Origin of the sequence: Leisingera sp. MMG026, from assembly GCF_021654205.1 — a bacterium.
GTDB lineage: Bacteria > Pseudomonadota > Alphaproteobacteria > Rhodobacterales > Rhodobacteraceae > Leisingera.
Genome location: NZ_JAKFZM010000029.1, coordinates 1 through 18,141 on the forward strand (window position 1 = coordinate 1; position 18,141 = coordinate 18,141).

Annotated in this window: 17 protein-coding genes and 1 pseudogene; 6 read left to right on the plus strand and 12 right to left on the minus strand. The window is 62.4% G+C overall.

The genetic code is table 11. From position 1 onward, the window contains the following. Positions 1-213 precede the first annotated feature (213 nt). The 9 genes and pseudogenes from L1069_RS15875 to L1069_RS15915 all read right to left on the minus strand — a co-directional run bounded on the left by L1069_RS15875 (position 214) and on the right by L1069_RS15915 (position 7,997). Positions 214-1,077: pseudogene (locus tag L1069_RS15875) on the minus strand (branched-chain amino acid aminotransferase). 342 nt (positions 1,078-1,419) lie between these two features. Then, on the minus strand, positions 1,420-2,181 hold the full coding sequence (locus L1069_RS15880; RefSeq protein ID WP_134830581.1) for a Phenylacetic acid catabolic protein: 762 nt from the start codon (positions 2,179-2,181) through the stop codon (positions 1,420-1,422). A gap of 24 nt (positions 2,182-2,205) precedes the next feature. Beyond that, positions 2,206-3,279 (minus strand): 2Fe-2S iron-sulfur cluster-binding protein, encoded by a 1,074-nt coding sequence (locus L1069_RS15885; RefSeq protein ID WP_237456313.1) that lies wholly within the window; start codon positions 3,277-3,279, stop codon positions 2,206-2,208. Positions 3,280-3,289: 10 nt separating this feature from the next. After that, positions 3,290-3,763, minus strand: coding sequence for a 1,2-phenylacetyl-CoA epoxidase subunit PaaD (gene paaD, locus L1069_RS15890; RefSeq protein WP_237456314.1), 474 nt, complete (start codon positions 3,761-3,763; stop codon positions 3,290-3,292). A 122-nt stretch (positions 3,764-3,885) separates the two neighbouring features. Further along, positions 3,886-4,659, minus strand: coding sequence for a 1,2-phenylacetyl-CoA epoxidase subunit PaaC (gene paaC, locus L1069_RS15895; protein WP_237456315.1), 774 nt, complete (start codon positions 4,657-4,659; stop codon positions 3,886-3,888). Further along, positions 4,659-4,943, minus strand: a complete 285-nt coding sequence (paaB, locus tag L1069_RS15900; RefSeq protein WP_014879084.1) for a 1,2-phenylacetyl-CoA epoxidase subunit PaaB — start codon at positions 4,941-4,943, stop codon at positions 4,659-4,661. Before paaB ends, paaC begins: the two co-directional genes overlap by 1 nt. 73 nt (positions 4,944-5,016) lie before the next feature. Then, positions 5,017-5,994, minus strand: coding sequence for a 1,2-phenylacetyl-CoA epoxidase subunit PaaA (gene paaA / locus L1069_RS15905; RefSeq protein ID WP_237456316.1), 978 nt, complete (start codon positions 5,992-5,994; stop codon positions 5,017-5,019). Positions 5,995-6,017: 23 nt separating this feature from the next. After that, entirely contained in the window at positions 6,018-7,220 is a 1,203-nt protein-coding gene (pcaF, locus tag L1069_RS15910; RefSeq protein ID WP_237456317.1) for a 3-oxoadipyl-CoA thiolase, read from the minus strand. A gap of 174 nt (positions 7,221-7,394) precedes the next feature. Next, on the minus strand, positions 7,395-7,997 hold the full coding sequence (locus tag L1069_RS15915) for a GNAT family N-acetyltransferase (RefSeq protein ID WP_343328063.1): 603 nt from the start codon (positions 7,995-7,997) through the stop codon (positions 7,395-7,397). A gap of 55 nt (positions 7,998-8,052) precedes the next feature. Here L1069_RS15915 and L1069_RS15920 point away from each other — a divergent pair, with 55 nt between their 5' ends. Then, a complete protein-coding gene (locus L1069_RS15920) occupies positions 8,053-9,678 on the plus strand; it encodes a sulfatase-like hydrolase/transferase (RefSeq protein WP_237456318.1) in 1,626 nt (541 codons plus the stop codon). A gap of 132 nt (positions 9,679-9,810) precedes the next feature. Next, on the plus strand, positions 9,811-10,461 hold the full coding sequence (locus L1069_RS15925; RefSeq protein WP_237456319.1) for a GntR family transcriptional regulator: 651 nt from the start codon (positions 9,811-9,813) through the stop codon (positions 10,459-10,461). 108 nt (positions 10,462-10,569) lie between these two features. Here the strand turns inward: L1069_RS15925 and L1069_RS15930 are convergent, their stop codons facing one another. Then, a complete protein-coding gene (locus L1069_RS15930; RefSeq protein WP_237456320.1) occupies positions 10,570-11,280 on the minus strand; it encodes a type 1 glutamine amidotransferase in 711 nt (236 codons plus the stop codon). Between the two features lie 80 nt (positions 11,281-11,360). Here L1069_RS15930 and L1069_RS15935 point away from each other — a divergent pair, with 80 nt between their 5' ends. Continuing rightward, positions 11,361-12,620, plus strand: coding sequence for a cytochrome P450 (locus L1069_RS15935; protein ID WP_134830574.1), 1,260 nt, complete (start codon positions 11,361-11,363; stop codon positions 12,618-12,620). 108 nt (positions 12,621-12,728) lie between these two features. After that, complete coding sequence (locus tag L1069_RS15940; RefSeq protein ID WP_237456321.1) at positions 12,729-14,018, plus strand: glutamine synthetase family protein; 1,290 nt, start codon at positions 12,729-12,731, stop codon at positions 14,016-14,018. A gap of 191 nt (positions 14,019-14,209) precedes the next feature. Here the strand turns inward: L1069_RS15940 and L1069_RS15945 are convergent, their stop codons facing one another. Together L1069_RS15945 and L1069_RS15950 are read right to left on the minus strand one after the other, a co-directional pair. Continuing rightward, positions 14,210-15,565: an aspartate aminotransferase family protein gene (locus L1069_RS15945; RefSeq protein WP_237456322.1), complete on the minus strand. Its 1,356-nt coding sequence runs from the start codon at positions 15,563-15,565 to the stop codon at positions 14,210-14,212. A gap of 47 nt (positions 15,566-15,612) precedes the next feature. Continuing rightward, complete coding sequence (locus L1069_RS15950) at positions 15,613-16,392, minus strand: IclR family transcriptional regulator (protein ID WP_237456323.1); 780 nt, start codon at positions 16,390-16,392, stop codon at positions 15,613-15,615. 195 nt (positions 16,393-16,587) lie between these two features. On the opposite strand from L1069_RS15950, the gene L1069_RS15955 reads away from it, so the two are divergent. Both L1069_RS15955 and L1069_RS15960 read left to right on the plus strand, forming a co-directional pair. Beyond that, positions 16,588-17,535, plus strand: coding sequence for a tripartite tricarboxylate transporter substrate binding protein (locus L1069_RS15955; protein ID WP_237456324.1), 948 nt, complete (start codon positions 16,588-16,590; stop codon positions 17,533-17,535). Positions 17,536-17,607: 72 nt separating this feature from the next. After that, positions 17,608-18,138 (plus strand): tripartite tricarboxylate transporter TctB family protein, encoded by a 531-nt coding sequence (locus tag L1069_RS15960; protein WP_237456325.1) that lies wholly within the window; start codon positions 17,608-17,610, stop codon positions 18,136-18,138. Positions 18,139-18,141 lie beyond the last annotated feature (3 nt).

The window sequence follows — 18,141 nt, forward strand, 5'->3', positions numbered from 1 at the left end:
CCGCATTTGTGGTTTGTGGGGCCCCCCCCGCTCCCGGTTTTTTTGCGGGTTGGGCCGAACCCCGGTGGGGGGATTGGGGGGGGGGGCGGGCCGGGGCGCGGCCGCGGCACCGTGCGCAGGCACGGTGCAATGCCCAACCGCTTCGCGGGCTTTTGCAAAAAAAAAGGTCGCAGGCGGACGGGAGCCTCCTCCGGCAGCGGTGCGCGCAGAACGTTATTGCTGGCCGGACGCCCAGTCCCAGTACATTTCGCGTACCCGCTTGGCCACGGGACCGGCCTGATACCGGCACCCGTCAAAGGCGGTGACTGGGGTGATCTTGCTCATATTGCCGGAGAGAAAGACCTCGTCGGCCTCTTCGAAGTCCTGATAGCCTAGCACGCACTCATGTACCTTGATACCGTCTGCGCGCATGTGGCCGATGTGGCGGGCGCGGGTGATGCCGGCCAGAAATGTGCCGTTTGGGATCGGCGTGAACACCTCGCTATCGCGCACCATGAAGACATTGCTGGTCGCGGTTTCCGCCACATTGCCCATCGCATCCAGCGCCAGCGCATTGGAGAACCCTTTGCTGCGTGCCTCCCGCAGCATCCGGGCGTTGTTGGGGTAAATGCAGCCGGCCTTGGCATTCACCACCGCGTTTTCCAGGACGGGACGGCGGAAGCGGGTGCGGGTGAGCGTCGCCGCAGCAGCTCCCGGCGCCATCGCGATTTCCTCCAGACTGACCGCAAAGCAGGTGCTGTCCGCCTTGGGGGCGATCAGGGTTTCATCCCCGTCGGCCGCCTAGTACATGGGCCGGATTTAGACCGCAGCACCTGGCGCAAACGCCTCCAGCCCTTCGCGGGCGACCTCCACCATCTGCTCTGCCGAAAGCGTTGGCGTCATCATCAGCGCCTGGGCCGAAGCATTGGTGCGGGCGCAGTGCAGGTCCAGATCCGGGGTCGCCCCGTCAACGAACCGGGCGCCATCAAACACCGAAGATCCCAGCCACATCGCATGATCCTCGGCCCGCAACACCGCCAGGTTGCCATCATGCCATTTGCCTTCGAAACAAGTCCGGATGGTGCTGCCCGCGGCCATTTCATCGCTCTCGCTTTACGCCGCGAAACCCAGACGAAGTTGGCGCGGCCGTTCAGGCAGGCTTGCGTTCCAGATGGCTGAAAGAGCGGCCTGGCGATGCGCAAGTATCATGTTTTTCAGTGCCTTATGCGGCGTGCGCCGCGGATCTGAGGTGGCGTCTTGCAGGTCAGTAATGCTGCCCATTTGTTTCGCGCGCGAAACATTCGGACAGTAATGCTGACCTGATCAGCTTTTACCTGTGCTGCCGGCAGGGTCCTGCGCGCCGCAAGGCGCGCCCGGCCCAACCGGGCAAGCGCATCTTGATGCGTGCAGGCCCGGACGGGAGTGCCTGGCTCCGGTTTGCTACGCAGCCGGTTTCAGCCCGGTCTTGTCAAGAATGGCCCCGGCGTCCTGCTGCCATCGGGCTTTCAGCCCGGCATTCGGGGTGCGGCGCAGCCCCATGGCCTTGAGCCCTTCGAACTTCTCTGAAGCCTCCTGGCCAAAGCTTGCGGCGACCCGCGGCCACCAGTAATCTGCCAGCTCCTGCAGGGCATCGGCACCTTGCGCCTCCACCAGCACCATCAGGCCTTCTTCGGCCAGTTCAGCATGGTGCGCCTCGACGGGCAGAATAGCGCGGAAGGCTTCGGCCAGCGGCTGGTAGGAGACATGGGACAGCTCCTCCAGCTGCAGTGCCACCGCACGGCCCATCAAGAGGTTCATCATCACCGCATCGGCCCAGCCTTCCAGCGGGTAGTTGAACACGGCAAGCCGCATGTCGTGCTTGGTCCGGCTCTGGCCGATATCCGCGCCGCGTTCCAGCCGGGCGGTCCAAGGGTGGTGGTCGGCATAACGCTCAATATCCGCGCCGAAGTCGCCCATGATGCGCAGGACTTTTTCGGCGCTGTCGTTTTTCTCCAGCACGATCCTGGCGGCGGCGATGCGCGCCTTTATGCCCGGACCTTCGTTGATGATGTCGGCAAAGCCGGCGGCCCCTGCCAGTTCGCTGTCGACAAAGGTTGCCATCATCTTCATCAGCTCGGCGCGGTAGCGCGGCGGCACGTTGGAAGGGTTGCTGAGCACGCCGCCCTGAGCCAAGTAGTTCTCAATACTCATGTCATCAGTCATGATCCGTTCTCCCTTGGGCAGGCGTTACTGGTCGTAATCGACCACGACGTTGTCAGTGACCGGATAGGCCTGGCAGGACAGCACATAGCCCTTCTCTACCTCGTAATCCTCCAACGCATGGTTGGCGACCATCTCGACCTCGCCCTCCAGCACCTTGCAGCGGCAGGTGGAGCAGACGCCGGCCTTGCAGGCGTAGGGCGCATCCATTGCGTTCTCCAACGCTGCATCCAGCAGGGTCATGTCCTTGCCCATGTCGATGGTCTGGGTCGCGCCGTCCAGGGTAACCGCAGCCTTGGTCTGATTGGCGCTGCTGGCAGCATCACTTGCGGCGGCCTTGCGTTTGGCGCGGCCCGGCTGGGCAGAGGCGAACAGCTCAAACTTGATCTGGCTGTCGTCCAGACCGGCAGTGCGCAGCGCGGCGGCGATGCCCAGCATCATCGGTTCCGGGCCGCAGATGAAGGCGGTGCCGACCGATTTGATATCTATCCAACGCTCAAACAGCTGGGCGCATTTCTCCTCGGTCACCAGACCGGTGAACAGGTCGATCTCCTGGGCGTCCGATTCCAGCACATGGATCACGTTGAAGCGGCCCATGTAGAGGTTTTTCAGATCCTCCAGCTCCTCGCGGAACATGATCGTGTTCACACCCTTGTTGGCGTAGACCAGTGTGAAGGAGGCGTTCGGCTCTGCCGCCAGCGTGGTCTTAAGGATCGACAGAACCGGGGTGATGCCGGAACCGCCGGCAAAGCCCAGATAGTGCTTCTCGGCCGCCTCATTAAGCGGGGTGAAGAAGCTGCCCATCGGCGCCATCGCCTGCAGGGTGTCACCTGCCTGCAGATCAGTATTGGCCCAGGTTGAGAAGGCGCCGCCGTCGACGCGTTTGATGCCGACCTGCAGGATGCCTTCGTCACGGCCGGCACAGATCGAGTAGCTGCGGCGCAGCTCCTCGCCGTCAAAGTCGCGGCGGAAGGTCAGATACTGGCCTTGGGTGAAATTGAACGTCTCCGCGGCGCCGCCTGCGGGCTTCAGGGTGACGACCACCGCATCGCGGATGGTTTTTCGGACGTCGGTGACTTCAAGGTCGTGAAAGCGCGCCATCAGGGTCTCCTCAGATGCACTTGAAATAATCAAAGGGTTCTAGGCAGTCCTGGCAGCGCCAGTGGGCCTTGCAGGGAGTCGAGCCGAACTGGCTGACTTTGGTGACTTCTGTACTGCCGCAGTTGGGGCATTTTTCCGGGCCGCCTGCGGCCTGGGGCGGGGCGATGCCGTAATCCTCCAGCTTGGCGCGGCCTTTCTCGGACAGCCAATCGGTGGTCCAGGCGGGGGATATTTGGGTCTTCAGTTTCAGATCGGTGATGCCGCGGTCCCGCAGGGCGGTTTCGATATCCAAGGCGATCACAGTAGTTGCCGGGCAGCCGGAATAGGTCGGGGTGACGCTGACCACGAGGGTTTCCCCTTCCCAGGAGACATCGCGGATGATGCCCAGATCCACCAGCGAGATCACCGGGATTTCCGGATCCGGCACGGCGTCGAGCCACTCCCAGATCTGGTTGATGCTTGGCTGAGTTGTCACTTGGCTCATGCGGTTTATCCTTGCTATGCACGGCCCGGACGATAGGCCGGGCAGCCCCACACCTCCCCCACGGGAGGGGGCTTCACCCCCACCCGAGGCCGGGGGGCGCCCTCAGTTCTTTGGCTGTGGCCTTACCACTTGGCGCCGGGATAGGCGCGCTGCAGCCATTGCATCTGGGTCAGCAGATGGCCCAGATGTTCCGTGTGCATGGCACCGGTGCGCCCGCCCTTGTGGGCGAAACGGCTGTCCGGGACGGTGAGCGTTGCGTCACCCAGGATGCGGGAGACCAGCGCGTCATATTCCTCGCGCAGGGAGGCCGGATCGGGTGCGATGCCCGCTTTGACCATTTCGGCGTCCACATCGTCGGACTGGAACATCTCGCCGACGTAGGGCCACAAATAGTCCAGCGCTTCCTGCATGCGCCGGTGGCTTTCCTCAGTACCGTCGCCCAGGCCCACAACCGTATCGGCGGAACGTTCCAAGTGATAGGCCACCTCTTTCGAGGCCTTCTCGGCAATCGCGGCAACGCGTTCGTCCGAGGATTTCATCAGCCGGCCCAGCTGGATCGAGTGCCAGGCATCAAACAGGAACTGGCGCATCAGGGTGCGGCCGAAGTCGCCGTTCGGCACCTCGACCAGCAGCACGTTGCGGAAATCCCAGGCGTCACGCAGGAAGGCCAGGTCGTCGGCAGATTTGCCGTCACCCTGTACCTCAGCCGCGAGGCCGAGCCACATCTGGGTCTGGCCGATCATGTCCAGCGCGGTGTTGGCCAGTGCAATGTCTTCTTCCAGCACCGGCGCATGGCCGCACCATTCGCTGACCCGGTGGCCGAGGATCAGGGTGTTATCGCCCATCCGCAGCAGAAACTGGGTGAACGCCTCGTCCTTGTTAAGCGGGGCGGTCATTACATTGCCCCCACTTCTTCGGGGATGTCGAAGAAGGTCGGGTGGCGGTAGACCTTGGACTCGGACGGCTCATAAAGCGGGCCCTTGTCGCTGGGAGACGACGCGGCGATGTGGTTGGCTTCCACCACCCAGATCGACACGCCCTCATTGCGGCGGGTATAGACGTCGCGGGCGTTCTTGATCGCCATTTCGGCGTCCGGCGCGTGCAGGGAGCCGACGTGGCGGTGGCTCATCCCGTGCTGGCCGCGGATGAAGACTTCCCAGAGGGGCCATTCGTTTTTCATGTCTTAAATCCTCCTGGCTGAGGGGGCGCCGCCGCAGTGTTCAAGAACGGGCAGAGCGCCGGAATGCTTGGGGTTATTCGGCAGCGTGCTTTTGCGCGGCCTTCTTTTTTGCATGCGCCAACAGTCCGTCGCGGACCCAGGCGCCGTCGTCCCAGGCCTTGTTGCGGGCGGCAAGTCGGTCCACGTTGCAGGGGCCGTTGCCCTGGATCACGTCAAAAAACTCGGACCAGTCCGGGTCGGTGTAGTCATAATGGCCGCGTTCCTCGTTCCACTTCAGGTCCGGGTCGGGGACGGTGAGGCCAAGGTATTCGGCCTGCGGCACAGTCTGGTCGACGAACTTCTGGCGCAGCTCGTCGTTGGTGTTCATCTTGATCTTCCAGGCCATCGACTGGGCGGAATGGACCGAGTCCTTGTCGGACGGTCCGAACATCATCAGCGACGGATACCAGAGGCGGTTCAGGGCATCCTGGGCCATTTTCTTTTGCGCCTGCGTGCCCTCGGCCATCTGGCGGATGGCGTCATAGCCCTGGCGCTGGTGGAAGCTTTCTTCCTTGCAGACGCGGATCATCGCGCGGGAATAGGGGCCGAAGGAGGTCCGCTGCAGCGGCACCTGGTTCATGATTGCGGCCCCATCGACCAGCCAGCCCACCGCGCCGATGTCGGCCCAGTTCAGTGTCGGATAGTTGAAGATCGAGGAATACTTCATGCGGCCGTCCAGCAGCATTTCGGTCATCTCGTCGCGGGACACGCCCAGCGTTTCCGCCGCACAATACAAGTACAGGCCATGCCCGGCCTCATCCTGCACCTTGGCCAGCAGGATCGCCTTGCGTTCCAGCGTCGGCGCGCGGGTGATCCAGTTGCCCTCGGGCAGCTGGCCGACGATTTCGGAATGCGCGTGCTGGCCGATCTGGCGGATCAGCGTCTTGCGGTAGCCTTCGGGCATCCAGTCCTTGGGCTCGATCTTCTCGCCCGCGTCGATGCGCGCCTGAAAGGCCGCCAGCTGTTCCGGATCGTCCTGGGTCGCTTCGGATTTGACCATCTGAGCATACATGTCTGGGACCTCCCCTGGGTTTGTTACACGCGTTCCAGGATCAGGGCGGTGCCCTGTCCGACGCCGACGCACATGGTGCAAAGCGCATAGCGCCCGCCGGTGCGTTGCAATTGATAGGCAGCGGTCAGCACCAGCCGGGCGCCGGACATGCCAAGCGGGTGGCCCAGTGCAATTGCACCGCCATTGGGATTAACATGGGGCGCGTCGTCGGCAACGCCAAGTTCGCGCAGCGTCGCAAGCCCCTGCGCGGCGAAGGCCTCGTTCAGTTCGATCACGTCCATCTGGTCGATGGTCAGGCCGGTGCGGGCCAGAACCTTGCGGGTGGCGGGCACCGGGCCGATGCCCATGATGCGCGGCTCAACCCCGGCAGCGGCCATGCCGACGATGCGGGCCATGGGCTTCAGGCCGTTTTTGGCAGCGGCAGCCTCATTCGCCATCAGGATCGCCGCAGCGCCGTCGTTGACGCCGGAGGCATTGCCGGCCGTCACAGTCTTGTCCGGTCCGTTGACGCCCTTCAGGCTTGACAGCTTTTCAGCCGAAGTGCCGGGGCGGGGGTGTTCGTCGGTGTCCACCACCAGCGGATCACCTTTGCGCTGGGGGATTGTCACCGGGGTGATCTCGCCGCTGAAAATGCCTGCCTCATGTGCTGCGGCCCAGCGGGCCTGGCTGCGGGCGGCAAATGCGTCCTGATCTTCGCGGGAAATGCCATAATCCGCCGCGACGTTGTCGGCAGTCTGCGGCATGGAATCGGTGCCGTACATCCCGTGCATTTTCTTGTTCACGAAACGCCAGCCGATGGTGGTGTCATAAACCGCATTTTCGCGGGTGAAGGCGGAGGTTGCCTTGGGCATCACAAAGGGCGCGCGCGACATGCTCTCAACACCGCCGGCGATGGCCATGTCATAGTCGCCCGCCTTGATACCGCGCGACGCCATGCCGACCGCGTCCATGCCGGAGGCGCAAAGCCGGTTGATGGTGGTGCCGGGCACGGTGGCAGGCAGGCCTGCCAGCAGGGCGGCCATGCGGGCCACGTTGCGGTTGCTTTCGCCGGCCTGGTTGGCGTCGCCCAGGATCACGTCATCCAAGGATCCCCAGTCCGCATCCGGGTTGCGCGCCGCCAGGGCGGCAATCGGCAGAGCAGCAAGGTCATCGGTCCGCACCTGGCTCAGCGGGCCGCCGTAGCGGCCGATCGGGGTGCGGGTGGCATCGCAGATGAAGGCATCCATGGGTGTTCGCGTCTCCTGTGGCGGCGGCAGGGATAAGCCGACCGTTGGGTCGGTGATACGCCGGAAGATGATTCGCGGCAAGTTAAATGTAACGGAAAAGTTCCAGGAGCTGAAATTGTGTAACGAGTTCCGCAGATTTCAATCCTTCGCCGATACATGCGCTGTGATCCGGTTTTAAAAATCAATGCAGTGCAGGACGTCGTTGGGGCAGCGTCTGTCCTGAACCTGAAAATGAGTGAGGCCCGATTTCTTAAAGCCGCGGCTGAGATAGAAGGCGATGGCGCCTTTGTTTTCTGAGTTGGTGGCCAGCCACGGGGCGTCCCAGCCGTTGGTGCGGCACGCCTCGATCCCTGCAGCAAGCAGGGATTGTCCCAGGCCCTTACCCTGGTGCCGGGGCTGCACATAAAGCGTGGAGATCTCAGTTTCTGAGCTGCTGCCGCCTGGGCACGGGTTGCCATGTGACACCCGGATGTAGCCGTCTATTCCTTCCCTGTTTTCTGAAACAAGCAGCGTTTCTGCAGGTTGGTTCACAAGATCAAGAAAGTGTTCGCGGGTGAATTGGCCAAGCGCATAGTCCGCAAAGATACTGCTGATGCCTTGGCGCAAATATGTGCCAATCCACACTTCGATGGAGAGCGCTGCCAGACAGGAGGCGTCTTCGCTCCGGGCTGCGCGGATGGTTCCGGGATCGGGTGTATCGTTCATGTTGTGTCTTGCCTTTGGAAAAACTGCGGGCAGAGAGTGCGCCGCAGGGGCTTGGCTGGTGAGGTAATTCATCCTCGCCATTTTGCTTCACGTGTCCAATAATCCCGGAACTTACCGGGAGGCGCCGATGAACATTCTCTACATCATGTTCGACCAGCTGCGGTTCGATTATCTAAGCTGCGCGGGCCATCCGCATCTGCACACGCCCCACATTGATGGGTTGGCGGCCAAGGGCGTGCGGTTCACCCGCGCCTATGTGCAATCGCCCACCTGCGGCTCGTCGCGGATGTCGAGCTATACCGGGCGCTACCCGTCCAGCCATGGTGTGCAGTTCAACAGCTACCCCTTGCGGGTGGGCGAGTGGACCATGGGCGACCACTTGCGCAAGGCGGGCATGGGCTGCCACCTGATCGGCAAGACGCATATGGTGGCGGACGCCGAAGGGATGCAGCGGCTGGGGCTGGCGCCGGACAGCGTGATCGGTGTGCGCCAGTCGGAATGCGGGTTCGACCCGTGGGTGCGGGATGACGGGCTGTGGGCGGAAGGGCCGGATGGATTCTATGACCAGAAACGCAGCCCTTATAATGAGTACCTGAAGAAAAAAGGCTACCCCGGCCAAAACCCCTGGAAAGACTTTGCCAATGCCGGCGCCGAAGGCAAGGAGATCGCCTCGGGCTGGTTCATGGCAAATGCGGATAAGCCTGCCAATATCGCTGAGGAAGACAGTGAAACCCCTTGGCTGACAACTCAGGCGATGGCGTTCATCGATCAGGCCGAGGGCCCTTGGTGCGCGCATCTCAGCTATATCAAACCGCATTGGCCCTATATCGTGCCGGCGCCGTATCACAATATGTACGGGGCGGAGCATGTGCAGCCAGCTGTGCGCTCGGACGCGGAACGCGACGCGGCGCATCCGGTGTTTGAGGGCATGATGAACAACCCGATCGGCAAGACCTTCAGCCGGGACGAGGTGCGAAACAAGGTGATCCCCGCCTATATGGGGCTGATCAAGCAGGCCGACGACCAGATGGGCCGTTTGTTTGCCTGGCTGCAAGATACCGGCCGGATGCAAGACACGATGATTGTGGTGACCTCGGACCATGGCGATTATCTGGGCGATCATTGGCTGGGCGAAAAGAACCTGTTCCATGACCCCTCCATCAAGGTGCCGCTGGTCATCTATGACCCGCGCGCGGAGGCTGATGCTGCACGTGGAACAACCTGCGATGAACTGGTCGAGGCGATCGACCTGTTGCCGACTTTCCTGGAGGCGGCGGGCGGCGATCCGGCGCCGCATATCCTGGAGGGGCGCTCGCTGATGCCCTTCCTGCGCGGTGAAACCCCGGACTGGCGGCGTTATGCAATTGCCGAGTTCGACTATTCCACCATGCCGCTGTGCGAAAAGCTGGGGCTGGAGCCCAAGGATGCGCGGCTATTCATGGTGGCGGACAAGCGCTGGAAGTTCATGCATGCCGAAGGCGGGCTGCGGCCGATGCTGTTCGACATGGAATGCGACCCGGAAGAACTTGTGGATCTGGCCAAGGGTGACGCGCATCAGGAAGTCATTGATCTGATGTATGACCGGCTGCTGGAATGGGGCCTCAGGATGTCGCAGCGGATCACCCTGTCGGATGCGCAGATCAAGGCGCGCCGGGGTAAGTCGGGGCGCAAGGGTATCCTGCTGGGCGTCTATGAGGCGGATGAGGCGGCGCCGGAGCTGACAGAGAAATACCGCGGGCCGGTGCCGCAATAACCGCCCCGGGCTTTTCATCTTTGCACAAATACTCCGGGGGAGCCCGCAGGGCGGGGGCAGGCCCCCCCTTTGCGCGTTGCCATGCAAGGAACGCAGGCATAAATTGGCCGCAAACGCATCAAGGGCGGCGCAATGGCAGGTCAGACAGAGCAGGTTCTGAACGCAATCCTTCAGGACATCGAGGCGGGCCGGCTGGTGCCCGGCGCGCCGCTGGAGGAGAGCGAGCTGGTGGACCGTCACGGTGTTTCCCGCACGCCGGTGCGTGAAGCCTTTATCCAGCTGGAAGCAATCGGGCTGATCAAACGGCTGCCGCGCAAGGGCGCGGTGCTGTTCAAGCCGACGCTGGAGGAGTTTCTGGCAATTCTGGAAGTCCATGCCCGGCTGGAGGGCCAGGCGGCGGCACTGGCAGCACGGCGGCTGTCTCCGGTCCAGGCCAGGGAGCTGGAGGCGGCGGTTTCAGCGTGTGAGCGGCATGCCGCGGAAAAGGGCGACCGCGATCCGGCCGGTTACTACCAGCTGAACCTGCGGTTTCATGCCTGTGTGGCCGAAGGGTCGGGCAACCCCTTTCTGGTCGAGATGATCAAGACCAATGCGCGCAAGCTGATGGCCTATTACCGGGCGCGCTACCGTTATCCCGGCGCCATTGCCCAATCCGCCAAGGAACACCGGGAGATTGCTGTGCTGATCACTGCCCATGACCGTGAGGGAGCGGAGGCGGCGATGATATCCCATGTTCAGTTCGATCAGGTCACGGTGATGGATCTGCTGGCCGCGCTGGGCTGAGACTGCGGTGAACGGGGCCTTGCGGCCCTGTGCCTCCCCTCTCGGCGGCAAAGCAGCCTGCCGGGCAGCGGGACAGGGGTATTTTTTTACCAGAAAGAAGCCGCAGGGTCAGGGTTGCAGGGCCTGCTCGAAGAAGCGGGCGAGGCTTTCGGCAAAGGCTTGCTGGTCTGAGCACCCGGCTAGGCTGTCCAGCGCGCGGGCGTATGCTTCGGGGCCGAGGGTCTGCTGCATTTCTTTGGTCAGCGCGGTAATGAAGTCATGCGTCATTTCCGGGTGGTGCTGGGTTGTAAAGATGTGGCTACCCAGGGTGAAGCCTGTGTTGACACCGCCGCTTGCGCTGAATGCGGCGGCACCCATTGGCAGCTTGCGGACGCATTCGCAGTGGGAGCCGTAAAGCTTCACCTCATCCGGCAACGGTGCAGCCCAGTCCGGGCGGTTCAGCAATTTGTTGCGGGTCAGCCCGTGCACCCAGCCGTCAGGGTTGAGATCCAGGCCGCCGCCAAGGGCCAGCGCGATGGCCTGATGGCCGAAGCAGGCGCCGAACAGCGGGAATTTCCGGGCATGGGCGTCGCGGATCAAGTCCAGCAGCTGCACCACCCAAGGCGCGCCGGAGCGGACCGAGGCCGGGCTGCCGGTGATCACGGCGCCGTCGAATTCAAACAGATCCTGCGGGAAATCTCCGTCTTTCACGGCAAACACCGAAGTACGCCAGCCTGGCTGGGCTATCCGGATCAGACCGGTGAACTTTTCCCCGTCCTTTGGATGCCTTTGGGCAAATTCGCTATCGTCGGTGTTGGTCATCAGGATGGCCAAGTGCATGAGAGTGCTCGCAAGATTATCATTTACATATTTACGATCATTATTAATATACATACGTAAGCAAGCTAGGGAAGCCCGCAATGACAGTTTGGACCCCCACCGATGACGGCTATGCGGATCTGAGCAGCCATGATGCCTTTGCCGATGGTGCGCCGCACAATACCTTTGCGCGGCTGCGGCGCGAGGATCCGCTGCACTGGACCGAATATGCAGGTGGTGCGAATTTCTGGTCGGTCACCCGCTATGAAGACATCACGGTGATGAACAAGAACACCGAAGTGTTTTCCTCTGCCCGCGGGATCCGGATGGAGGATCAGTCCTACGAGGAATACCTGGCGCGGCGCACCTTTCAGGAAACCGATCCGCCGGATCATTCCAAGGTGCGGATGAAGCTGCTGAAGGCGTTCTCAAAAACCACCATGGCGCAGTATGAACAGGATATCCGCGGCCTTTGTGCGGAGATTCTGGATCAGGCGCTGGCCAAGGGGGAGTTCGACGCCACCAAGGAGATTGCCCGGCAGCTGCCGATGCGGATGCTGGGCCGGGTGGTGGGCCTGCCGGAGGCGGACCTGCCGTGGCTGGTGGAAAAGGGCGATGCGCTGATTGCCAATACCGATCCGGATTTCACCTCGCATGTGCTGGACAAGATGCAGACGGATGAGTTCCGGATGATGCCCTTCAATTCTCCCGCCGGAGCGGAGTTGTACGTCTATGCCAAAGAGCTGATGGAGGCGAAAGCGCGCAAGGGGGATACATCCGGCGTGCTGAACCTGATCCTGGAGCCGGCCAAGGATGGTTCGGTCATTACTGAAACCGAGTTCCGCAATTTCTTCTGCCTGCTGGTCGCAGCGGGCAATGACACCACCCGCTATTCGATTGCCGCCGGGATCCAGGCGATGTGCCATCAGCCGGAGCTGCTGGCGCAGATGCAGGCGGGCGGCGCGGTATGGGAGACCGCGGCAGATGAGATCATCCGCTGGGCCACGCCTGCGCTGTATTTCCGCCGCACCGCGACGCGGGATGTGGAGATGCATGGCAAGACCATCCGACAAGGCGACAAGGTGCTGTATTGGTTTGCTTCGGCGAACCGGGATGAAGGGTATTTCGAAGATCCATTTCACGTGAATCTGCACCGCAGCCCGAACCGCCATTTGTCGTTTGGCCAGTTCGGCCCGCATGTCTGCCTGGGTATGTGGCTGGCGCGGCTGGAGGTGACGGTGCTGTTCCAGGAATTGGCCAAACGGATCACTCATATCGAGGCGGCGGGGCCGCACAAGTTCCTGCGTTCGAACTTTGTCGGCGGAATTAAGACGCTGCCGGTACGGGTGAAGGCTGCCTAGCAAATGGGCTGTCGCACAGGAAAGACTCCGCAAAAACCGCTAAATATGTTAAGTAACACGGCACGGGACGCGATGCGAAGACTGACCAACAGCGAAGGACCTTGAGCCATGAAGACCCGCCTGCGCGCGATGTTTTGCGATCACCTCAGCATCATGCGGGGAAAATACCTGCCGAATTCCAAGATCGGCGATGACTCGACCCGGTTCTGCCGGTCGGTGTTTGGCACCCATTACGACAGGGACTTGCTGGATGCGCCGGGCGCGATGGTGAAACAGGGCCTGCCGGACATGGAGCTGAAATGGCTGCATGACGATATCCGTGACAGCTGGCATGCCTCGACCAAGGTGGTGCTGGGGGATTTGTATGATGATGAGGGTCAGCCGCTGCCGCTGTGCCCGCGCTGGGCGCTGAAGCGGGCGGTCGCGGATTGGCAGAAGCATGGGCTGAAACCGAAGGTTGGGATCGAGCTGGAGGCCTTTGCCCTGCAGGCGGATGATCGCGGGCGGCTGATGCCCTATGATGCGCCGGGCGGGGTGGTTTACGGTACCGGGCCGTTTGCCGATCCGTTGCGGTTCAATGACCGGATCTGGGCGATGGCGGATGACATGGGGTTTTCGCTCGACATGATCACCGCCGAATTCGACAGTCCGCAGTTCGAATACACGCTGACCTTTGATGACGCGGTGAAGGCTGTGGATGACATTGTACTGTTCCGGCTGATGGCGCGGGAAGTGGCGCTGGAATACGGCATTGTCCTGACCTTTATGCCGAAACCAGTGGCTGAGGCCGGCGGTTCGGGCATGCATATCAACTTCTCTTTTAATGATGAGGCGGGCGGCAATGCGCTGTCCGCGGGGCCGCGGGGCGGACCGGAGCATATGAATGACCTGGCGCGCGGCTGCCTGGCGGGGCTGTTGCATCACCACAAGGGGCTGGCGGGGCTGATTGCGCCAACCGCCAACAGCTATATGCGGCTGCAGCCGGGATCGCTGTCAGGGTATTGGAGGAACTGGGGCGGCGATCATCGCAATGTGACCACGCGGATCAGCTCCGAGGGCGGCGCCAAAGCGCGGCTGGAGCACCGGATGGCGGATGCTTCGGCCAATCCCTATACTGCGGTGGCGGCTGTGCTTCATGCTGCACGGTTGGGGGTGGAGAACAGCCATCAGCTGCCGCCGATGGAAACTGGTGACGGCTTTGACCGGACTGACGCACGCGACGGCACGGCGGCTGATCTGAAAGGGGCAGTGAGTGATCTGGAGAAGGACGCCGCTCTGGCAGAGGCTGTCGGGCCGGAACTGGTCGCCAACCACGTCTTCATGAAACGCAAGGAAGTGCGCAAGACCCGTGACCTGGAAGGCGACGGCATGCGTGATTTCTACGTTCATTTTATCTGATATTCGCGAAAGGGCTCCCTGCAAGGGACATGGAAACGGGCGCGGCTGCGGCAGCTGCGCCCGTTTCCGAAACACGCAACCGCGCCGCGTTAGCGGCGCTGCCGAAGGCGCGGGCCCGAAGCAGATGCTTCGGGCCCGCCATGGTATCCGGTGGCGCCGCTGGCGCGGCGCGGTGGCGTCCGGCGCGGTTGTCAGTTCACCGCCGCCAGGCCTGCGTCCAGGGCAGAGAGGATGGTTGCCGCCTCAGCCTCGCTCAGCACCAGCGGCGGTGACAGGATGATGTTGGGGCCGGAGACCCGCACCATCGCGCCGGCCTTATAGGCGGCTTCCTGCAGTATGCCGGTGGTTTTCTTGTCAGCCGGAGCCTTGGTGCTGCGGTCAGCGACCAGCTCCAGCGCGCTCATCAACCCATGGCCGCCGCGGACATCGCCGATCAGCTCGTATTTCTGCTGCAGCTCCAGCAAACCCCGGTGGAGCTGAGTGCCGCGGGCGGCGGCATTTTCGGGCACGTTCAGGCGCAGGGTTTCTTCCAGGCAAGCCAGCGCTGCTGCAGCGCCTACGGGATGGCCGGAGTAAGTGTAGCCGTGGCCGATGGCGGCCTTTCCGCTGGTGTCCTTTTCGAAGGTCTCCGTCATGTGGTCCGCGATCATCACGGCACCAAAAGGGAAGTAACCATTGGTGATCGCCTTGGCCGTCGCCATCATGTCGGGCTGCACGCCCCAGTGGCGCGAACCGGTCCAGGAACCGGTGCGGCCAAAGGCGGTAATGACCTCATCTGCGATCAGCAGGATGCCGTTTCGCGAACAGATCTCGCGCACGCCCGGCATAAAGCTGGAATGTGGCGGGATCACCCCGCCGGCGCCCAGGACCGGCTCCATGATGAAGGCCGCGATGGTGCCGGCGCCCTGGAAGGCAATCTCATCCTCCAGCGCCTGCAGGCAGAGCTGCGCGAGGCGTTCGGGGTCGGTCTCATTGAACGGATTGCGGTATGTATAGGGTGCGGGGAGCTGGAAGCAGCCGGGCAGCAACGGTTCGTACTGGGTGCGGAAATTTGCATTGCCGTTCACCGAGGCGCCGCCCATGTGGGTGCCGTGATAGCCCTTTTTCAGGCTCAGGAACTTTGTGCGCCCGGCCTCGCCGCGGATTTTGTGGTACTGGCGGGCCAGCCGCAAGGCGGTCTCGACCGAATCCGAGCCGCCGGATGTGAAGAAGGCGCGGGTGAGGCCATCGGGGGCGAAGAACTTGCGCAGTTCCTCGGCCAGCTGGATTACCTGGTCATTGGTGGTGCCGCGGAATGTGGAGTAATAAGGCAGCACGTCCAGCTGCGCAGCAATCGCGTCCTTGACCGGCTGGCAGGAGAAACCAAGGTTCACGTTCCACAGGCCGCCGACCGCATCCACTACCTCATGCCCGTCGATATCGGTGATCTTCACCCCTTGGGCCGAGGTGATGATGGCAGGCGGGTTGGCCAGGCTGTCGCCGGGATGCGCCATCGGGTGCCAGAGGGATCTGGCGTTGTGCTCTTTCAGGAAGTTGGAGTCTTTCATGGGGTCAGCTCCTGGATGCGGCCCGCGCCGGGGCCGGAGAGGGGAAATCAGGCGGTGCGTTGCTGCGGAAAATCCGCAGGCGGCGAGCCGCCGATGCGATGGGTGAGAGTGACGCCCGCGCGGCGCAGAGCTGCGAGAATCCGTTGTTTTTGTTCCGGGGTCATGCGGGAAACCGGCGCGGCCACAGCGAGCGCGCCGATCACTTGGCGGTCGGGGCCAAAGACCGGCACCGCGTGGGAATGCACATCCGCCTCGAACCCGCCGATGGATTGGGCCATTCCGGTGCTGCGGACTTCTGCCAGCTGGGTGCGGATCTCCTGCGGATCGGTGATCGTGTCACATGTGTGGGCCTGCAACGGCTGTGCCAGTGCCGCGTCAGCAAAGCAGGGGTCGGCATAGGCCAGCACCGCCATGCCGGAACTGGTGCCGTGAAAGGTCAGCACTTCGGCGTCCTCCATCATCACTCTGGTTGCGTGGCGCGGGGAATAAGCATGCGACAGCGAATTCAGCTGGCTTCCCTGCAATAGCGACAGGTGGGTGGTTTCGCCGGTCTCGTCGCTCAGATCGCGCAGCACACGGCGCGAGACCGAAAGTATCGGAACCGCCGCCTCGCGCAGGGCAGCCAGGCGCAGAACCTGGGGCCCAAGACGGTACATGCGGTCGCCATCAGTCTGTTCGACAAAACCTGATTCCTGCAGCTCGCTCATCAGCCGGAAGACAGTGGCCTTGTTCATGCCGGACAGGCGAGTGAGGTCGCTGAGCCCGATTCCGGTCCGGCCGTGATTGAAATATGTCAGTAATGACAAGGCTTTGGATACCGTTCCCATGGGCCTGTCCGTTCTCCCTGTTCGGTCTTGGCAGGTGGTGCCTTTGGAAAAAGACGCACCTTTGATGCAATTTTGTTGACAGATAAGCGGGCTGCCTGTCAATCTAAATTCAAACCAACGGTTCGAATAATGAACCATCGGCGGAGGCCGGTAAGGAAACTGGCGGAGGCCGGTAAGGAAACTGGGAGGAAAACGATGAAACTCAAAACCCTTATGAAAGGTGCAGCCGCAGCAGCGGCGCTGGGGCTGAGCGCGGTTGCCGCGCAGGCCGAGTATCCGGAGAAGCCGGTGAATTTCATCGTGCCCTGGCCGCCGGGTGATCTGGAGGACGTGCTGACGCGGATGATCGCCGAGGATTTTCAGGCCGAATACGGTGTTGCGGCAGCGGTGGTGAACAAGCCGGGCGGCGGCGGCGGGCCGTTCCCTGGCGCCATTGAAGTCGCCAATGCGCCAAGCGACGGCTACACTGTCGGCTCCTTTGTGATCGGTGTGCCGGTGATGGGCCACCAGATCGACATCCCGCCGCTGACGCCCGAGAAATTCGACCCATTGGGGATTTTCCTGACCTATCCCTTTGTGATCGCCACCTCCGGCGATGCGCCCTACAGCACGATGGAAGAGCTGGCGGCCTATGCCAAGGAAAACGACGTGGCGCTGGGCCATTTCGGCGATGTGCTGACCCCGACCCAAGTGACCAAGGCCTATGCCAAGAACGCTGGTTTCGAGTGGGGCTCGGATGCAGCTTTTGATGCGCTGGACTGCAATACGCTGGCTTCGGGCGATGCGGATGTGATCAACACCACGTTGCAGCTGGTGCTGCCCTGCCTGGATCAGGTCAAGGTGCTGGTCGCGATCACGGACGAACGCATCCCGCTGGCTCCCGACGCGCCCACCATCGGCGAGCTGGACGAAAGCCTGAACATCGCGCTGTGGAACGGTCTTTTCGTGACCAAGGACACCCCGCAGGATGTGCGCGACAAAATCATTGCGGTTGCGGAAAAGGCCGTGATGAGCGAGCGCGCCCAGAATGTTGCCAAGGAAACCGGCGCGCTGGTCTATTGGCAGGGCGCTGATGACAGCGCGGCACGGGTGTCAAACGACATCAGCACCATGGCCCGCATCAGCGGCCTGCTGTCGGAGTAATCCTCCCCTCCGCATCGGGGTCTTGAGGGATCCCGGTGCCTTTTCAAATCGCGCGGACAATGAACAACTCAAATGCCTTCGGAACGTGAACACCGCTTTGCCGGACCGCGGCGCGGACAGCTGGTTTTTGCCCTGTTTCTGGTGGCGGCGGCGCTGCTGCTGCTGGCTCTGATTGGGGATCAGACCGCTTGGGTCAGTAAAGCCAAGCTGTTCGCCCAGCCGCGGTTCTGGCCCGCTGTCGCGGTTGGCGGCATGGTGCTGATGGGCGGCTTGCATCTGTACAAACTGCCCTGGCGGCGGGTCAGCCGATATGACCTGCGGGAGGTCAGACGCTGGGCACAGGTGCTGGAGTTTGCCGGCTGGTTCATGGGCTATGTGCTGCTGGTGCCGATCATTGGCTATCTGCCCGTGACTCTGGCTTTCATGCCGCTTCTCAGCTGGCGGATGGGCTATCGCAGCCGCTTCATGCTGTGGATCAGCGCGGCTTTTGCCGTCGCTGTGGTGGTGCTGTTCAAGGCCGTCCTGTCGGTCAAGATTCCGGGGGCGATGCTATATGAGTATCTGCCGGGACCAGTCCGCAGTTTCTTCATTCTCTATCTCTAGGCG

Coding starts and splice junctions, on each gene's coding strand:
- L1069_RS15915 (WP_343328063.1), bottom strand. CDS start 7,997: ATGAATTACCTCACCAGCCAAGCCCCTGCGGCGCACTCTCTGCCCGCA.
- paaB (WP_014879084.1), bottom strand. CDS start 4,943: ATGAAAAACGAATGGCCCCTCTGGGAAGTCTTCATCCGCGGCCAGCAC.
- L1069_RS15885 (WP_237456313.1), bottom strand. CDS start 3,279: ATGGCGCGCTTTCACGACCTTGAAGTCACCGACGTCCGAAAAACCATC.
- L1069_RS15940 (WP_237456321.1), top strand. CDS start 12,729: ATGAAGACCCGCCTGCGCGCGATGTTTTGCGATCACCTCAGCATCATG.
- L1069_RS15935 (WP_134830574.1), top strand. CDS start 11,361: ATGACAGTTTGGACCCCCACCGATGACGGCTATGCGGATCTGAGCAGC.
- paaC (WP_237456315.1), bottom strand. CDS start 4,659: ATGACCGCCCCGCTTAACAAGGACGAGGCGTTCACCCAGTTTCTGCTG.
- L1069_RS15960 (WP_237456325.1), top strand. CDS start 17,608: ATGCCTTCGGAACGTGAACACCGCTTTGCCGGACCGCGGCGCGGACAG.
- L1069_RS15920 (WP_237456318.1), top strand. CDS start 8,053: ATGAACATTCTCTACATCATGTTCGACCAGCTGCGGTTCGATTATCTA.
- L1069_RS15925 (WP_237456319.1), top strand. CDS start 9,811: ATGGCAGGTCAGACAGAGCAGGTTCTGAACGCAATCCTTCAGGACATC.
- paaA (WP_237456316.1), bottom strand. CDS start 5,994: ATGTATGCTCAGATGGTCAAATCCGAAGCGACCCAGGACGATCCGGAA.
- L1069_RS15880 (WP_134830581.1), bottom strand. CDS start 2,181: ATGACTGATGACATGAGTATTGAGAACTACTTGGCTCAGGGCGGCGTG.
- pcaF (WP_237456317.1), bottom strand. CDS start 7,220: ATGGATGCCTTCATCTGCGATGCCACCCGCACCCCGATCGGCCGCTAC.
- paaD (WP_237456314.1), bottom strand. CDS start 3,763: ATGAGCCAAGTGACAACTCAGCCAAGCATCAACCAGATCTGGGAGTGG.
- L1069_RS15950 (WP_237456323.1), bottom strand. CDS start 16,392: ATGGGAACGGTATCCAAAGCCTTGTCATTACTGACATATTTCAATCAC.
- L1069_RS15945 (WP_237456322.1), bottom strand. CDS start 15,565: ATGAAAGACTCCAACTTCCTGAAAGAGCACAACGCCAGATCCCTCTGG.
- L1069_RS15930 (WP_237456320.1), bottom strand. CDS start 11,280: ATGCACTTGGCCATCCTGATGACCAACACCGACGATAGCGAATTTGCC.
- L1069_RS15955 (WP_237456324.1), top strand. CDS start 16,588: ATGAAACTCAAAACCCTTATGAAAGGTGCAGCCGCAGCAGCGGCGCTG.